The organism is bacterium, assembly GCA_035529855.1.
Classification (GTDB): Bacteria; RBG-13-66-14; B26-G2; order WVWN01; family WVWN01; genus WVWN01.
In genome coordinates, this window is sequence record DATKVX010000040.1 from 1 (window position 1) to 17,614 (window position 17,614).

The window sequence follows — 17,614 nt, forward strand, 5'->3', positions numbered from 1 at the left end:
GATGTCCCTACAAGTGCGTCCCAACAACCGGAACATTTTGACGTAGACACGGCTCAACGTCGCGTTTATAATGAGATAGGTGCAACGGAGCTCTCGGAAATCGAAGGAGGTATCGTGGGAAAAAGTGCGAACGCTTACGTAACGGCTGCGGCCGCGCTAGTCGTCTTCGCGACGGCGGCCTTCGGCGCCGAACCGCCCCCGGTTGCGGCGGCGCCGACGGGCGTTTTCGCCGACCCGCTCGAGGTAGAGGCTTTCGTCGACGGCGTGATGGCGGAACAGCTCAAGTCCTACCACATCCCTGGGGCGACCGTCGCGGTCGTCGCCGACGGCGAGCTTCTCTTCGCGAAGGGGTACGGCTACGCCGATTTGGCGACGCACCGGCCCGTAGTCGCGGAGCGAACCGTTTTCCGCGCCGGCTCGGTATCCAAGGTCTTCACCTGGACCGCGGTGATGCAGCAAGTGGAAAAGGGGAAGGTGGACCTCGACGCCGACGTGAACGATTACCTTACGGATTTCAAGATACCGCCCGCCTTCGGCAAGCCGGTCACGGTAGCCGATATTATGACGCACACGGCGGGTTTCGAAGACCGGCGGGTCGGCATATTAAAGGCGGGGCCTGATGGCTTAAAGCCCCTGGCGACGTACTTGAAGGACGGCGTCCCGGCGCGCGTCTTCCCGCCGGGCGAGGTCCCGGCCTACTCCAATTACGGCGCGTCGCTGGCCGGTTACATCGTGGAAGTGGTCTCGGGCGTACCCTTTGACCAGTACGTTGAAAAGAACATCTTCGAGCCGCTGGGGATGGAGCGCAGCACGTTCCGCGAGCCGGTGCCGCCGGCGCTCGCGGCGGACGTGGCGGTGGGGTACGAGTTCGAGGGCGGCGCCTTCGAGGCGCAGGATTTCGAATTGTTGCAGGAGTATCCCGCGGGCTCGATGAGCGCGACGGCGCCGGACATGGCGCGGTTTATGTTAGCTCATTTGCAGGAAGGGCGCTACGGCTCGAGGCGCATTCTGGGCGAAGCCGCGGCCCGCGAGATGCACCGCCGCCTCTTCACGGCGGACCCGCGCGTCAACGGCTGGGTCCACGGCTTTATGGAAATGACGCTCAACGGCGAACGCGTCGTCTGGCACGGCGGCGATACGATTTACTTCCATACCGCCCTCGCGTTGTTCCCGGAACGGGGCGTAGGCGTCTACGTATCGTATAACAGCCCCGACGGGACCTTCGCGCGCTTCGATTTGTTGCGCGGGTTCGCGGACCGGTATTTCCCCGCGGCCAAGGAACCGGCGCCCAAGCCCGGGCCGGGGGCGGCGGACGCCGCGGCGCGCTACGCCGGCCCGTACTTGGTATCGCGTAGCGTTTTCACCCGTCTAATGAAATTATCGGAATTTTTAAACCCGACTACGTTGAAGGTAACGCCGGAAGGGTATCTGCTCGCTCCGGGCGGTATGGGCCGGCCGCCGTGCCGGTACGCGGAGCTCGAGCCGGGAATATTCCGTCGCGTCGAGGCCGACGAGACGTTGGGCGATAAGTTAGTCTTCGCCGTGGACGGGAGTGGCCGCGTTAAGTGCGCCTTCTTCGAGAACGACCTCAGCAACGTCCTGATCAGAGTTCCGTGGTATCGGGCCGCGCCGTTTCACCGCGTCGTGCTGGGCGCGTGCCTGGCGGTCTTCCTTTCGGCGATATTCATCTGGCCGGTGGGCTGGTTTCTGGGCCGCCGCCGGCAGCGCCCCCGTGACCCGTTCCTCGCGCGCCTTACGCGGCTCTGCGCGTGGTGTTTGGGCCTTTTGAACGTCATCTTCGTCGTCGCCGTGATGCGCTTCTTCGACCCGGTGGGCGTGCTCTACGGCTTGTCGGCCGGCTTGAAGGCGGCGTTGGTGATCCCAATTGTTACCACCGTATTGGCGGTGGCAGTCGTCGTCCTGGCCGTCGTCGCGTGGGTTAAGGGGTTCTGGCGCGTACCCGGCCGCGTGCACTATACGCTGGTAGCTTTGGCCGCGGCGGCGTTCGTGCTGTGGTTGAATTACTGGAACCTGCTGGGTTTCCGGTATTAATCGGGTTCCGACGGGCGTCGGCGTGCGCGGCGTTTACTCTTCGCGGGGCAGCCCCCGGCCTCGCCAGAACGTGTAGACGGCGGGGATTACGACGAGCGTGAGGATGGTGGAGGTCACCATCCCGCCGACCATCGGCGTCGCGATGCGTTTCATCACGTCGGCGCCGGCGCCCGCGCTCCACATTATCGGCAGCAGGCCCATAATGATGGCGGTTACGACCATCATCTTGGGGCGGACGCGCTGCACCGCGCCCTCTTCCACGGCCTCGACAAGGTCGCGGAGCGTCTTCAACCGGCCCTCGCCCTTCCGCTTGTTATACGCGTCGTCGAGGTAAACGATCATCACGACGCCCGTCTCCGCGGCGACGCCGGCGAGCGCGATTATCCCCACCCACACCGCGATCGACATATTGTATCCCAATATGAGCATCAGCCATATGGCGCCCACGAGCGCGAAGGGCACCGACAACAGGACGATAAACGTTTCCGTTACCGAGCGGAAGTTGAAGTATAATAAGACGAAGATTATCGCGAGCGTCAGCGGCAGCACGAAGGTAAGGCGCTCGCGCACGCGCTCCATAGCCTCGTACTGGCCCGTCCATACGATATGGTATCCCGGTTTCGGGGGGAGTTTCGCGGCCACGGCCTTCTTGGCATCCTCCACGTACGAACCCACGCTCCGCCCCTCGACGTCGACGTAAACCCAGCCCGACAACGAACCGTTCTCGTCCTTGACGACGGCCGGGCCGGTCGTCAGCTCTACGTCGGCCAGTTGCCCCAGCGGGACCGGCGGCCCGGCCGGCGTCGGCACCAGCACGCGCTTTATCGCCTCCGGGTCGTCGCGGTAGTCTTGGAAATAACGGACGCTTATGCCGAAGCGCTCGCGCCCCTCCACGGTCCGGTCGACGTTCATGCCGCCGACGGCGACCTCGACGACTCTTTCAACCTCTTCGACGGTCAGGCCGTAGCGGCCTAACGCCTCGCGGTCGGGGGTAATATCCAGATAGTACCCGCCGGTGACGCGCTCGGCGTAGACGCTCCTGGTGCCGGGGACGTCGTTCAGGATAGCCTCGATGTGTTGCGCGTACGCGGCGATGCCCTCCAGGTCCGGCCCGAAGACCTTGACGCCGACGGGGGTCTTGATGCCGGTGGTTAGCATGTCGATGCGGCCCTTAATGGGCATCGTCCACGCGTTGGTAACGCCCGGGAAGGCGAAAGAGGCGTCCAGCTCCTTTATGAGCTTCTCGTACGTCATGCCCTTGCGCCACTCGCGCTTGGGCTTGAGCGTCACCGTCGTCTCGACCATGGCCATGGGGGCGGGGTCGGTCGCGGTATCGGCGCGGCCTATCTTGCCGAAGACGGTATCGACCTCCGGGAAGGTCTTGAATAGCTTATCCTGAACTTGGAGCAGGCGGCCGGCGGTGGTGGGGCCGATGCCGGGGAGCGTCGTCGGCATGTAGAGTATGGTCCCCTCGTAGAGCGGCGGCATAAACTCCGAGCCGAGCGCCAGGAAGGCCGGGACCGAGATTAACATTACCGCGGCGGCGCCCACGATAACGGCGTACCGGTGCCGGAGCGCGAAGTCCACCAGCGGCCGGTAGACGCGGATGAGCAGCCGACTGAGCGGGTTCTTGTGCTCGGGGCGGATCTTGCCGCGCACGAGCCAGACCATTAAAACCGGCACCAGCGTTACCGACAAAAACGACGCGAAGAACATGGCGAACGTCTTCGTGTACGCGAGCGGTTTAAAGAGCCGTCCCTCCTGGGCCTCGAGCGTGAATACCGGCAGGAAGGAGACGGTCGTAACCAAAAGCGAGAAGAACAGCGGCCTTCCCATCTCCTTCGCGGCCGCGACGACTATCCGCCGCCGGTCGCCCCCCGGCGACTGCTCGAGCCGCTTGTGGGCGTTCTCCACCATCACCACCGCGGCGTCCACCATCACGCCGACGGCGATGGCGATGCCGCCCAGGGACATGATGTTGGAGGTCAGGCCGATGTAGAACATCGGGATGAAGGCGATTACTATCGCGGCCGGCAGCATGATGATCGCGACCAGCGAGCTGCGGAAATGAAACAGGAAGACGATGCACACCAGGCTGACGATGAGGAACTCTTCGAGGAGTTTCTCGACCAACGTGCGGATAGACTCTTTGATGAGGTCGGAGCGGTCGTACGTCGTGACGACCTCGACGCCCGGCGGCAGCGACGGCTCGACGTCGGCGAGTTTCCGTTTGACGCGGTTTATGACGTCGAGCGCGTTCTCGCCGTAGCGCATCACGACGATGCCGCCCACGACTTCGCCCTCGCCGTCGAGCTCCGCGATGCCCCGCCGCATGTCCGGGCCGTACGTCACCACGCCCAGGTTCTTTATCAGGATGGGGACGCCGCGCTCGTCTGCGGAAACGGCTACGTTCTCGATATCTTCGAGCGACGTTATGTAGCCGCGGCCGCGGACCATATATTCCTTGCCGCTGAGCTCCACGACGCGGCCGCCGACGTCCTCGTTGGAGCTGCGGATGGCGGCGACGACCTTACCGAGCGGAACGCCGTAGGAGGCGAGTTTATTGGGGTCGACTTTGACCTGGTACGTCTTCTCGAAGCCGCCCACGCTCGCGACCTCGGCGACGCCGGGCACCGACTCGAGCCAGTACTTTAAATGCCAATCCTGGAAAGCGCGGAGGGAGGCGAGGTCGTTTTGGCCCGATTTATCTACTAGCGCGTATTGGAAGACCCACCCCACGCCGGTGGCGTCCGGGCCGAGGGTGGGCGTCACGCCGGCGGGCAGCTTCTCGCGCGTCTGGCTGAGGTACTCCAGGACGCGGCTGCGGGCCCAGTACATGTCGGTCCCGTCGCGGAAGATGACGTTGACGAAGGAGAGGCCGAAGAAGGAGTAACCGCGGACGACCTTAACGCGCGGCGCCGACAGCATCGACGAGACGAGCGGGTACGTTACCTGGTCCTCCACCAGGTCGGGGCTGCGGCCCGGCCACTCGGTGAAGACGATCACCTGTATGTCGGAGAGGTCGGGGATGGCGTCGAGGGGGACGCGGGCGATGGCCCAGATTCCCCATGCCACGGCGAACGCCGCGAGGAGTACGACGACGAACTTGTTCTTGGCCGCGAGCTCGACTAATTTCCCCAGCATAGCGTCGTCAGTGTTGGTGTTCGCCCGCCATACCGGCGAGCGCGCCTTTGATGCGGCTTTCGGAGTCGAGGAGGAAGTTGCCGCTCGTCACGACCTCTTCGCCCTCGCGCAGGCCCGCGGCGACGACGTAGTAGTCGTCCAACCTCGCCGCGACCGTTACCTCGCGCGGTTCGAAATGGCCCCCCGCGTGCGCGACGAAGACGATCTTCCGCTTACCGGAATCCAACACCGCTTCGCTCGGCACGACGAGCTGCTCGCCGAGTTCTTGTTCGACGCTAACGTCGGCGAACATGCCGGGTTTCAATTTTAAATCCGGATTGGCGACGTCGACGCGGACGCGCGCCGTACGCGTTTTAGCGTCAAGGAAGGGGTAGATGAACCGTACGGTGCCCTCCAGCGGCTCCGCGGGGTAGTAGGGGAGGGTGATCGTGACCCGCTGGCCTACTTTCACGAACGGGATTTCGTGTTCGTAGATGTCGGCCTCGAGCCAAACCCGGGAGAGGTCCGCGACCGTGTAGAGCGGCATTCCGGGCTGGACGTACATCCCGACCTGGGCGTGCTTATCCATAACGTAGCCGCCGTACGGCGAGCGGACGGTTAGGGCTTTCAGCGGCCGTCCCGCCTCCGCCAGGCGCTCGAGCTCGCCCGGGCGCACGTCCCAGTACTCGAGCCGACGTTCCGCGGCCTCTCGTAAAGCCTCAGCCCCTCGCGTCACTTCCTCCGACGGGCTCCCCTCGAGCTCCCGGGCGGATTCACTCGCCACGAGGTATTCCTCCTGCGTCGCGTATACCTCCGGGCTGTAGATGGCGAGCAGCGGCTGCCCCGCGGCTACCGGTTGGCCCGTCGCGTCGACGTATAGCCTGTCGATCCAGCCGCTGACTTTGCTGTGGATGACGAAGACGCGCCGCTCGTCCGGCACGACGGTCCCGACGGCGCGTACGGTGCGGTTAACCGCCTTTCGTTCGACGGGCGCCGTGGTAACGCCGATGAGCTGTTGTTGACGCGGCTCGAGCTCCAACGAGGCGAAGCCCGCCACGTGCGATTCGTGGCCGGCGCGCTCGTCTTCCTTCTCCACCGGGACCAGGTCCATCCCGCATATCGGGCACTCGCCGGGGCGGTCGGACGTGTAGTACGGGTGCATCGGGCAGTTGTAGACCCGGCCGCTCGAGCCGCCGGCGAAGGGGAAGCCGCCGACCGCATGTTGACGGACCAGCAGCCCTCCCCCCGCGGCCAGCACGACCGCGGCGACTATGGCGCCCGCGATCAGGAACGTCTTTCTATTACTCGCCATAAAACCACGACCTCAGGGCGGCAAAAGCCGCTACATGCCGCCGTGTTCGGGCATTTCGCCGGAGGCCGGCTCGAGCTCTTCGGCCGGCACGAGGTCCATGCCGCAGCTCGGGCACTCGCCCGGTTCGTCGGACGTAACTTCGGGATGCATAGGGCAGGTGTACGTCGCGGCCTCGGCCGCGTCTCCGACCTTCTTGTTGCAGCCGGCGAGCGCCGCGACGCTCAGGAACGCGACGGCTACTATTAACGCCACCGCCGGTAGTTTGTATTGGCGCATTGGGTTTCCTCCTTAACGAGGGTTAATTTCGCCCGGTCGTTAATAAAAACGTTCGCCGACGACGGCCTCCAACGACGCGAGCGCTTTGTGCCGTCGGACTTGTACGCCGACGTATTCTTTTTCATATTTAAATAACGTTAATTCGCTTTGAAGCAGCGCCGTGAAATCCACCTTTCCCGCCTCGTACGCCGCAAGCGTCGAGCGCAGCGCGGCCTCGGCCTGAGGTAATATCCCCTCTTCGAATAAAACGAGCTGTTCCTCGGCGGTTCGCTTCGCAACGTAGAGTTCTTCCACTTCGCGTAAGAGGTTGTTTTTGACGTCGGCGGCGTTGGCTTCGGCGGCGCTAACGGCCGCGCTTTTTTCGGCCAGCGTCCGGCTATGCTTAACGGTACCGAAGAGGGGCAGGCTCACGCCGGCCGAGAAGGACCAGAAATCCTCGCCCGCGACGGGGTCCATGGGCACCTCTTCGCGGAGGCGGTACCCGACCCCGGCGGTGAGGTCCGGCAAGAACGATGCCTTCGCCAGCGACCGAGCCGCCCGGGCGGAGGCCAGGAGCGCCTCGGCGGCCGCAACTCCCGGGTCGTTCGCCAGCGCTTTGTCGTAAAGCTCTTCGAGCGTATATGGGACCGTTGCTTCGGGCAAACCGGCGAGCGGGGGTAGGTCGTAATCGGGGGCGCGGTTCAGGAGGACGTTTATGTGGCCGCGCGCGACCGTCTCGTGCCGCGAAAGTTCCAGCAATTCGTTAGCCGTTAGCGTACGCTCTACTTGCGCTTTCAGGACGTCGGCCTGCAGGCCGCGGCCGGCGGCGTAACGCGCCAGCGCTACGCGTCCGTAATCTACCCAGAAGGCCCTCTGTTTCTCGACGACGTCGCGCAGGGCCGTCGCGAGGTAGAGGTCGAAATAGGCGTGTTTGGCTCGTTCCACTAACTCGCGCCGTGTGGTTTCGAGTTCCGCGGCGGCGGCGGCGGCGCCTCCCTCCGCGGCGCGGCGCCGATACGTGTTCTTTCCGGGCAGCGGTATCGTTTGGCGGAGGTAGAATTGGAGGCCGGACATCGGCGACCGGTCGAACGCGAGGTCGCCCGCCGGGAGGTTGGACGCTTCGACGGTGAGTTGGGGGTCGGGCCAAAGGCCTTCGGCGGCCGCGGCGCGGTCGTAGGCTTCGGCTCGAGCCGAGGCCGCGGCCGCCGCCGGGTTTGCGGCCAGAACCTCGTCCGCCAGCGCGCCGGGCTCGAGGGTAGTACCGGCGTCCGGCCACGCGGCGGCCGGCGTTAGCGCGAAGGCTATTAAAACCTTACGCCACAAAATAGACCCCCTCATATTCCTTTAAACGCCTTTGTGACGGCTCGAGCGCGGGTGAATTAAAACGCCGCGTACGGGGGGCGTAGGCAAGCTTCTCCGAGTTTTTATTTTCTCTGGCTCGCCGTATCGCCCCCGTTGCAGCGTTGCGTACATATGAGTGCTCTTTAACACAAGCGATTTGGTTATATATGGCCTCAAATAATTTCTTTTTAACGGAGAAATTTATAGATTGAATCGACCAACTCTTTAGTCAGGTCTTCGCCGCGGCCGGCGGCCATCCCGTCCTTTACGCAGCTATTCAGGTGCCGTTGCATTACGAGCAGCGCTATCCTCTCCAAGGCGCGGCGCGCCGCCGTGATCTGGTCGATAACGTCGATGCAATACTGGCCTTCGTTTAACATGCGCGACACGCCGCGTACCTGCCCCGCAACCCGTGCCAGGCGGGCGAGCAATATATCGTTCGTGATTTCGCTTTCGGCACCTTTATTTTTCATGATACCTTATACCTGTATACAGTATAACATATAGGACTAAACAAGTCAAGTATAAAAATACTAATCGCTTTATTTAGAACCGTCGCCTTCGGGGTAGTGGCTTGGCACCGGCGCGGGGTAATATGTGAAGGCCGGCACGTTTTATTATTAACATAAAACATTTTTTATGATAACATTTTGGGGAAAGTGTAGAGTCTTGTGCCGTGGGGGGGGCTCGCCGGCGCGGTTGCGCCATTTCCCCTATACGGTACTATGTTTGGTCAGCGGTTCGAAATTATCGAGCGTATTGCCAAGACGCCGACGTCGGAGGTCGTCAAAGCCCTCGACAAGACGCGGCGCAAAGTGGTCGCGATCAAGACGGTCCAGAAGTCGAAGACGCGTCCTATCGAACTCTTAAAACGGGAGTTCGAAACGCTGACCTACCTGGAACATCCCAACATCGTTCGCGTTTACGATTTTGGCGAGGAACCGGCGTATATCTACTACACCATGGACTACTACGCCGGCCCCGTACTCTATAGGTCGGACTCGTTGAGGAACCTACCCGACCTGTTCGACTTCTCGCTGCAGCTGTTGTCGGCCTTGGATTACGTCCACCGCCGCGGCATCATCCACGGCGACGTGAAGCCCAGCAACATCTTCGAGGATGCGGCCTATGCCAAGAAGAAGTTCATACTCGGCGATTTCGGCCTGGCGCGGCTGGTAGAGAGCGAGAACCTTTATCCTGTTTCGGGAACGATGGAGTACATAGCGCCGGAGGTTTTCCAGGGCGTTTCAAACGACCCCCGTTCGGACCTCTACTCTTTCGGGATAATGTTTTTTCGGATCATCGCCAGCTGCCTGCCTTTCTTGCCGGGAGACGACATTTCCAAGATCAAGCGTAAGGCGAACTACGAATATTTGCGCCTGTCGGAAGTCATGCCGGAGGTGTACCCCGAACTGGACGAGTACGCGGCGGGTTTCATTCAGCACAACCCCGCGGACCGTTTCGTGTCGGCGTACGAGGCCATGACGGCGCTGGCCGGGTTGGCGCGGAAAGTGGACGTGCCGCTGCGGGGCTGGCCTTACCTCGACAACGACCTCGCGACCGGGAAATTCTTCCAATACGAAAAGGAGGTGGACGAGATAACGGGGCCGCCGGTCAAGGGCGGGCCGCGGGCCGAAATCTTCTTGGTGGAGGGGACGGAAGGCGTAGGCAAGACGTCGTTCATTAAAGAAGCGGGTAAGACTACGCAATTGAAAGGCGGGTTATTCTTGTACGTCGATTGCGGCGCGGGCGACGAGGCGTTGAGCTCGTTGTGGAAAGAGTTGGAGGCGGCGCCGGGCGAGGAGGGAAAACGCGGCGCCGGCGGCGGAGAGGAAGAGGCGGACTCGCTGGAGGCTACCATCGTCGGGAAAAAGGACGTCCGTTTCGCGGTGGAGCAGAGCGGCCTTGAGGCGTTGAGTGCGATGGGCGAAGAGTATGAGTTTTCGCTCGTCGCGTTGGATAACGTCGAGCCGCGCGACGAGGAGTTGGCGGGGTCGATAACGCGGTTGATAAATTACCCCGTTAGCGGTGTTAAATTCGTCGTGGCCTTCCGCGGACCCCTTCGCCGGGGCGGCGCGAATTTGGGGGATGGTTTTCTGGCCGGCGCGGAGAGGGGGTTAAGGGTTAAGAAGTTTAACCTCAAGGGGTTTACGCCGGACGTAACGGAGGAGTACCTCAAATACGTGCTGGGCGTTACGGCTCTCGACCCGGCGCTGCTGCGGTACGTGCGCGACAAGGGCGCCGGGAACCCGGGCGTCGTCCGGAGGATCCTGGAGATGATGGCGTCCGAGAAGGTACTACTTAGGGATATGGACGGGTGGCATACCGACTATAAGAAGTTACGCGCGTTCCGCGTACCGGCTGCGCTGAACGATTATTTCGCGAGCGTCGTAAGCAAGTTGGACTACAGAGAGCGGAAGGCGCTCGCGGTGGCCGCGGCGTACGGTCGGCAATTCCCCGAGGGTTTAATCGAAGACAAGGCGGTTTTGGGGAGGTTGGTGAAGTCGGGCGTCGTCGTTAAAACGGAGGGCATCGGGTGGGGTTACTCTTTCGCCAACGCCGCGGTGCATAACAGCATTCTCGAGTCCGTAGAAGGGGGATGGCTCGAGGAAGCGCGCAGGTACTTGTTGGAATATTTCGAGGAGAACCCGCCCCGTTCGCTGGAGGCGCTGCATACGCGAGCACGGACGCACTTACGATTGGGCGATGTCGCCCGCGCCCGCGATGGGTTCACGGCCGCGTTCCGGGTAGCGGAAGCGAACGGCGACCATGAAAAAGCGATCGAATTGCTGGAAACGGCCTTGGCGACGGAGGGGGGTTGGGACAGCCGCGAGTACGAGAAGGTAATCGGCGGGTTGGCGGATTCGTACGCTGCGCTCGGCGACCACCGCGCGGCGTTGCGTAATTACGAACTTTTAATCCGCACGGGGGGCGAAGGGTACGCCGACCGCCCCGGGTTCCTATTGAAGATCGCGAAGGAGCGGCTGGGCCTCGGCGATTATGAAAGGCCGGCGCAGGAGTTGCGCGAGCTGACGGCGCGGGACCTTACCGCCGACGAGCGTTTTCTGAGCAATGCTTTGCTGGCTTGGGCCTATTACGGGTTAAAGGATTTCGACCTCGCCCACGTCTACGCCCGGGCGGCGGAGAACGTCGCCGTTTCCCCGACCCGCAAAAACCCCGCGGCTTATATTAAATACATAAAGGGCGTTATATTCTACGGCCAAGGGGACTACGACGCGGCATTACCGGAATTTACGGAGGCGGCGCGGCTGGCGGGGGAGGCGGGGAATCCGCGCCTGTCCTCGGTCGCGTTGAACGTGATCGCCGACGTATTGGTTTGGGACGGCGATTTCGACGGCGCGGAGGAGGCTGCCCATCGAAGCGTCGAGCTGGCCCGCAAGGCCGGCGACCGCTACGCGGTCGTAGCCTCTTTGGGGCGGTTGGGCCAAATTTACTTCCGCCAGGGTTACGTCGGCCGGGCGCAGCAGCAGTACGACCTGGCCGAGGCCGAGTGTAAAATTATAAACGACAAACGGCTTCTGGCGGTAGTACGCGTGAGCGCGGCCGCGAATATGATACGGGCCGGCGAGTACCGCAAGGCCGAATTTTACCTGGACCTGGTAGAGGCGTCGGGCGCGGACGTCGGCGCGTTGGCGGCGTACGTATATTACAACCGCGCTTTGCTGTGTTGCGAGACCGGGCAATTCGAAAGGAGCGTCAAAAACCTCGCCGCGGCCGAGGAGGTGTTCAACCGCCAACAGGTCTCGTCGGGGAGCGACGAGGTACGGGCGCTGCGCGGGCGGGCGGATTATCTTAAAGGGGATTTCGCCGCGGCCGAGGCGTTGCTCGTGCCGTGTTTGGCGGCCTTCGAGGAGGCGGGCGATAAGTTCGAGTACGCCAAGGTAGTTTTGACGTTGGGGGAAATAGCGTTATACCGAGGCGAACTGGACGTCGCCGAGCCGAACCTTGACCAGGCGTTGGCGCGTTTCCGATCGTTGAAGAATAAATATTTTGCGGCGGAAACTTTTTTCGTTCGGGCGAAGCTGAAACTCGAGTTGTTTCGGGCGAGCCAAAGTTTTGGTATAATGGCGGAGGCCGAGAGGGACCTCGAGAACGCGAAGGGCATTTTCAAGGAGATAGGCGTAGACAAATACCGCACGCGTATATTCGAGTTGGAAGGGGACCTGTTTATGGCGAAACGACCCGAGCAAAGAGGCCAAGAGCGGTTGGCCGATCTGGCCGGCGGTTTGAAAAAACTATCCGAGCGAAAAGATCTGGACGAACTCCTTAGGTACATTTTATCTTATTTGACGGAAAAACTGGGCGCCGAACGTGGCGTCATCTTCCTCTTCGACGAGCATAAGAACATGCTCCGCATCAAGGGAACGGCGGGGGTGGACGACCCCACCATAGAGGACGCGTCGGCGATTTGTCAAACCATAATCGGGCAAGTGGCGGGGTCCCGCAAAGGCGTACTCAGCCCCAACGCCGCGGAAGATTTCCGTTTCAAGGACAGCCATAGCGTTCACCTGCACCGCATACGGTCGCTGATGTGTATACCGGTCGCCACGGCCCGCGACTTCTTGGGCGTTATATACCTCGATAGTTTGGAGCGGGGCGATTTATTCGGCGACGAGGATTTAAACTTCGCCCAGATATTCGCCCAGAACGCGGCCTACGAAATCGAGCGGCGTCGCCAGGAATTGGAGAAGGCGCGCGTCTCGATCGCCCCCTCCTCGGAGAGGAGGGTCGGTTACGGCCGCATCGTCGGCTCGTCCCCCGCGGCCAAGGAGATCCTTTCCCGGGTCGAGACCGCGGCCCGCAACCCTATAGACGTCCTGATCGTGGGTGATTCCGGGACCGGCAAAGAGCTCGTTGCCAAGATGATACATTACGACGGCATCGACGCCGACAAGCCTTTTATAGGTATCAATTGCGGCGCCATACCCGAGACCCTTTTGGAGAGCGAGTTGTTCGGGATAGAAAAGGGCACCGCCACCGGCGTAGATAAAAGGATAGGCTTGTTCGAACGCGCCGGCGAGGGGACCATTTTCTTGGACGAAGTCGGCGCTATGAACATAAACACTCAATCTAAGTTCCTACGCGTCCTGCAGGAGAAACAGTTCTCCCGGTTGGGGAGCGGCCCCCGTAACCCCATCCAGATGAAGGCGAGAGTGATAAGCGCCACCAACGTCGACCTACCCGGAGCTATCGAAGCCGGCAAGTTCCGCGACGATTTGTATTACCGCCTTAACGTCTACATGATAAATTGCCCGCCGTTGCGCGAGCACAAGGACGACATCCCGGAGTTGCTGGACCATTTCATTACGATGTATTATAAGGGCGAAAAGAAGGACCGTCCCCGTTTCAACGCCGAAAGCATGGACCTCCTGATGGCGTACGATTGGCCCGGCAACGTCCGGGAGCTCGAGAACTGCGTCCGTTACGCCATCGTAAATTCGCCCGGCGCGGTTGTCGAAGCGGCGTCGTTGCCCAAGCACATCGCCGGCGCGGCTGAAAAAGGATTTAAACGTACCGGCGTATCTTTGAACGCGTCCGTCGCTCAGCTGGAACGAGAAATGATTTTAAACGCTTTGCGGGAGTCGGATTGGGTAAAGTCGAAAGCGGCGCGCAGTCTGGATATATCTGAAACGAATTTACGCTACAAGATGAAGAAATACGGCGTATCAGAAAAAGATCGGTTTAAAATCGGATAACTCCCGCTACGCCGGCGATGCCGCCAATTCTAGCGAATTCCGCCAATTTTGGCGGTTTATTTTTTTCCTTTTATTTAAAGGGCTTTCCGTGAATTGCTTCACCGGGGCCGGCGTTAAATTCGCCGATATCGGCGTTCAAGAACGCGCCGTCGGACGGCCGCCGGGGGCGTAAATAGTTATAAAATAAGAGGTTGCGAGAATGGCATAACTTTTGCTACAATATAATAGTATCTTGAAAAGGAGGTACCGTGAGTTCTTTAAAAAAGTACGGCCTAATCTTTATCGTCATATCGTTTTTATTGTCCATATGCGCGCCCGTTGCCGCCATAGCTAACGACGGCCTTCCGCCGATTATTCCGCCGCCGCCCGCCAGCCCGCCCCCCAGTACGGGAGACTAAACGGGTCAACGGCGTGATACGGGGCCGGGCATTTCCCCGTACCCGGTCCCCGGCGGAACGTCGTAACGGGCCGCCCGGGACTTAGCGCGAGGTAAAATTAATGGCAAGTAGTTCTTGGCTCACGGGCGAGGATATACTAGCGGCTTGCGCGTACGCGTTACGGGACGCGGCGAGCCATTTCGTGAGCGACGTTATCGGCCACGCCGACATTAAGTACAACCTTCCCCAGGTTGCACGCCGCATAAAAATAGAAATCGACAACGGCGTCTATACGCCGGCGCCTTTGTTGCAGGTAGACGTACCGAGCAACGTAAACACGGCTACGTGCGGCGCTTTGGTATCGCTCTTGGACTTGATCGTCGTTTACGCCGCCATAATGAAGCTTACGCCGGTTCTGGGCCCGAAATTACCGGCCGGCGTTTTACCCTACCGTTGGCGCGAGGCTCGCGAGAAGATCGAACAAGCGGCGGACGTAGAGCTCCAAAAGGTAGTGCCCGGAGACGTTACGACGTGCGACGTCGGTTGGGATACGCCGTGGGAACCGCACGATTTCGAATCGTGGGCGGTGGGCTGGCTGCCCGAGTGGCCGTGGTACTTCAAAAGGGCCAAGGACGCCGCGGCGAAATACGACTACTGCGCTAAAGCCGAAATCACATCTTTTTTCAAGAGTATAAGGGTGACGGCATTACACGACCACGTCCGCAAAATCGTCGAAGGCCAGAGTAACGGCGGCGAAGAGTTGACCGACGCCCAGGAGCTGTTGTTCCGGATGTACAAGGACTGGGCGTGGAAACCCGGCGCGGAGGCGACGGACGACAGCTTCCTGCCGCAGGGAAACCGAATTTCGAAATTTATCGCGAACTTCGCCCTGGCGGAGTTCGACCGGGCGATGGAGAAGGGTGTCGTCGAGGGGCCGGACAGTTACATCCGGTACGTCGACGACATTCTGATTTTCACGAAGGAAGAGGACCAGGCGCGCCGTGCGCTCTTGGAATGCGAGAAAGCCTTGCGGGAATCCGGCTTCGATTTAACATCCGGCACGACGCAGCTTGTCCCGACCGCTGAACTCTTCGACGCCGACGCGGAGCGGTGGTTGGGGAGCTTCGAGGACCCCGTGGCGGGCGCGGATAACGCGCGCGAGTTCGTAGAAACGGGGTTTGCGGCCGGAGACGCCGGTAAGTTAGAACCGGTGTATTTTAAAGCGTTGGACGTTTTGGAAGACCAGGAAGACGATTCCGTCTTCGACCAGGCGTTGCAGTCATTCCTGGAAAACCCGAACCGCGAGTTCCTGGCCCGCAACTTCCGGTACCTGCGGCGCTTCGCCGGGGACCGTTATTTTACGGGGGCGCTGGTCATCAAGTTGGCCCGCGCCGGCTTCATGTTCCCGTTCCACCGATATTACCTGTACCGGTTGGCGGCGTACGGCCGCGAGTACTCGCCCGCGCTGAGAGAGCTCGCGCTGCAGGACGCCGTCGACTCGTGCAAGGAATGGTACTGGCGGGTGGGGGCGTTGTCCTGCCTCAATAGCTTCGAGCTGACCGCCGGCGACCTGGAGACCATTAAGGATTTGACGGAGGACGAAACCAATCCGGCGGTAATGCGCGCGGCGTTGGTAACGTTATGGCAGCGGCCGGTTTTCGAGCTGAGCGACGCCGTTAAAGATATGATGTGCTATTACAACGTGGGGCACTGCGAGTATTTACCCGAGTACTTCTTCCGCGTTACGAACGAGCGGAAGTTGGCCCTGAAGCTGCTGGAAGAGATACGCGAGGCCGACGTACACTCGCCGGCGTTCATCGACCGGCTGCACCAGCTCGACCTGCTCAAGAACAACGGCGCCGTCCGCGACGAATTCGTCGACGTGTTGGACCAGAAGATCGCGGCCTGCGACCTCTCGTGGATGCGGTTGGTGACGCGTCTCGAGCGCATCCGCGAGTGCCGCGTGTCGTATAACGGCATTTAGCTATTATGCCCTTACGCTGTTAAGGGTGTGGGTGGCCCGGCCTCAACTGAGGCCGGGCTTAATAATTTGCGGACGTACGGGCGCCGGCGCGCGGGTTCGGCGCCGCTTCGGCCGCGAAACGGTGTCGCCCCGTATGCGTAGTTAATATATAATCAACCTGAACATACATCGTGCATTTTTTCCTTAACATCTACCCGCGTTTATTTAAAGATGGTGGCCGGTTGGGCGAATCCGTAGCAAACGACGTTAAGCAAAAGGAGAAGGCGATGAAGTTCGTAAGTAAAATGTTGATAGCGTTTACGTTTGCCGGGGTAGCAACCCCTGCGGCAGCTATAGGAGCTATACCGGTGGACGGCATATCGGCCGAGAAGGTCGGCGTTCCGGCCGGAGACTTCGTAACGCCCGAGGAAGCTAAGGCAATCGCGGTCAAGTATTTTAATACGTACGGCGGCGTCGAAACCGCGGCGAGCGAAGACCAAGTGATAATATCGCCTTGGGTTATCGAGGATTGGAATATATACAAACCTGAAATATTTATGGGGTATTACGAAATAATCGTCTACAACGGCGTTAAAAGGCTCGAGTCTTACGACGACGGGTTAAAAGAAACGGTTAGGGATTACGTTAGTAGGTTTACGCGCGGAATTACTAAAGGGGAAAGCGAAGTAAGTTATCCGGATGAATTGCTTTTAAGGGACGATTTAACCAAAGAAGTTTTGGGCGACGCCGACGTCAGGACGTATTGGGTACGGGTTAACCGAACCCATCCGGCCGTTTTAGAACCAGCGTACGATACCGCAATCGGGGCGGGTTTCGTTACTCCCGAGCTTGGGCGACAGGTTATTAAAAGCGTTTTCGGCTTCGAAAGTGCCGAATATGAGAGAACGGTTTCGTTCGGGATGTTAAACGTGTTTAACATTTTCCAGGTTGACGGTAAGGAGTTTTACCTGCAATACGGCGATAAATATAACAAAACGCGTTTTTTCAAAAGTACCCAGGCTTTTAACGAATACCTTGACGCGGAGCGTTCAGTAATCGATACGAACCAGCTACGACGCCGGAGGCCGTGGGACCCTTTCGAATCCGTTAATGAAAACGGGCCGAGTGTTCCGGAGGAGAAAGATGACCTTCCCGCGTCCGACTCGCATCTTCAACCACACGTCCCTAATATGAGGCAAGGAGAATATTACGGTATTGACTTTTATTGCGGTATGTCGGCTATGGCTAATTTGATAGCTTTTTGGTGCGGCGGCGGTTACCGAATGCGATTTCCCGTATTACCCGGAGTTCGCGGTACGGTTCGTCTGATGGCCAACGGCCGGCGGTAACGACGTCGCCCCGCTTCGTCCGATGGAACTTTAACATAACCAAAACGTTCACTTATCGTGCATTTTTTCCTTAACATCTACCCGCGTTTATTTAAAGATGGTGGCCGGTTGGGCGGCCGGGCGGG

At 60.3% G+C, this 17,614-nt stretch carries 9 protein-coding genes; 4 read left to right on the plus strand and 5 right to left on the minus strand.

Annotated features, from left to right (window positions below):
- The first annotated feature begins 114 nt into the window (after positions 1 to 114).
- Positions 115 to 2,052: a serine hydrolase domain-containing protein gene (locus VMX79_03650; protein HUV86186.1), complete on the plus strand. Its 1,938-nt coding sequence runs from the start codon at positions 115 to 117 to the stop codon at positions 2,050 to 2,052.
- 33 nt (positions 2,053 to 2,085) lie between these two features.
- Here VMX79_03650 and VMX79_03655 read toward each other — a convergent pair whose 3' ends face one another.
- From VMX79_03655 to VMX79_03675, 5 genes are all read right to left on the minus strand, one after another.
- On the minus strand, positions 2,086 to 5,196 hold the full coding sequence (locus VMX79_03655) for a CusA/CzcA family heavy metal efflux RND transporter (protein HUV86187.1): 3,111 nt from the start codon (positions 5,194 to 5,196) through the stop codon (positions 2,086 to 2,088).
- Positions 5,197 to 5,203: 7 nt separating this feature from the next.
- Entirely contained in the window at positions 5,204 to 6,487 is a 1,284-nt protein-coding gene (locus VMX79_03660; GenBank protein HUV86188.1) for an efflux RND transporter periplasmic adaptor subunit, read from the minus strand.
- Between the two features lie 30 nt (positions 6,488 to 6,517).
- Complete coding sequence (locus tag VMX79_03665; GenBank protein HUV86189.1) at positions 6,518 to 6,763, minus strand: heavy metal-binding domain-containing protein; 246 nt, start codon at positions 6,761 to 6,763, stop codon at positions 6,518 to 6,520.
- Positions 6,764 to 6,802: 39 nt separating this feature from the next.
- On the minus strand, positions 6,803 to 8,080 hold the full coding sequence (locus VMX79_03670) for a TolC family protein (protein HUV86190.1): 1,278 nt from the start codon (positions 8,078 to 8,080) through the stop codon (positions 6,803 to 6,805).
- A gap of 191 nt (positions 8,081 to 8,271) precedes the next feature.
- Positions 8,272 to 8,556 (minus strand): metal-sensitive transcriptional regulator, encoded by a 285-nt coding sequence (locus VMX79_03675; GenBank protein ID HUV86191.1) that lies wholly within the window; start codon positions 8,554 to 8,556, stop codon positions 8,272 to 8,274.
- Positions 8,557 to 8,808: 252 nt separating this feature from the next.
- On the opposite strand from VMX79_03675, the gene VMX79_03680 reads away from it, so the two are divergent.
- The 3 genes from VMX79_03680 (at position 8,809) to VMX79_03690 (ending at position 17,489) form a co-directional block, all read left to right on the plus strand.
- Entirely contained in the window at positions 8,809 to 13,800 is a 4,992-nt protein-coding gene (locus VMX79_03680) for a sigma 54-interacting transcriptional regulator (protein ID HUV86192.1), read from the plus strand.
- A 498-nt stretch (positions 13,801 to 14,298) separates the two neighbouring features.
- On the plus strand, positions 14,299 to 16,161 hold the full coding sequence (locus VMX79_03685; protein HUV86193.1) for an RNA-directed DNA polymerase: 1,863 nt from the start codon (positions 14,299 to 14,301) through the stop codon (positions 16,159 to 16,161).
- A 266-nt stretch (positions 16,162 to 16,427) separates the two neighbouring features.
- The gene (locus VMX79_03690) at positions 16,428 to 17,489 is read left to right on the plus strand and encodes a hypothetical protein (protein HUV86194.1); all 1,062 of its coding nucleotides are present in this window, start codon (positions 16,428 to 16,430) and stop codon (positions 17,487 to 17,489) included.
- The last annotated feature ends 125 nt before the right edge of the window (positions 17,490 to 17,614 follow it).

Coding starts and splice junctions, on each gene's coding strand:
- VMX79_03685 (HUV86193.1), top strand. CDS start 14,299: ATGGCAAGTAGTTCTTGGCTCACGGGCGAGGATATACTAGCGGCTTGC.
- VMX79_03655 (HUV86187.1), bottom strand. CDS start 5,196: ATGCTGGGGAAATTAGTCGAGCTCGCGGCCAAGAACAAGTTCGTCGTC.
- VMX79_03670 (HUV86190.1), bottom strand. CDS start 8,080: ATGAGGGGGTCTATTTTGTGGCGTAAGGTTTTAATAGCCTTCGCGCTA.
- VMX79_03660 (HUV86188.1), bottom strand. CDS start 6,487: ATGGCGAGTAATAGAAAGACGTTCCTGATCGCGGGCGCCATAGTCGCC.
- VMX79_03675 (HUV86191.1), bottom strand. CDS start 8,556: ATGAAAAATAAAGGTGCCGAAAGCGAAATCACGAACGATATATTGCTC.
- VMX79_03665 (HUV86189.1), bottom strand. CDS start 6,763: ATGCGCCAATACAAACTACCGGCGGTGGCGTTAATAGTAGCCGTCGCG.
- VMX79_03680 (HUV86192.1), top strand. CDS start 8,809: ATGTTTGGTCAGCGGTTCGAAATTATCGAGCGTATTGCCAAGACGCCG.
- VMX79_03690 (HUV86194.1), top strand. CDS start 16,428: ATGAAGTTCGTAAGTAAAATGTTGATAGCGTTTACGTTTGCCGGGGTA.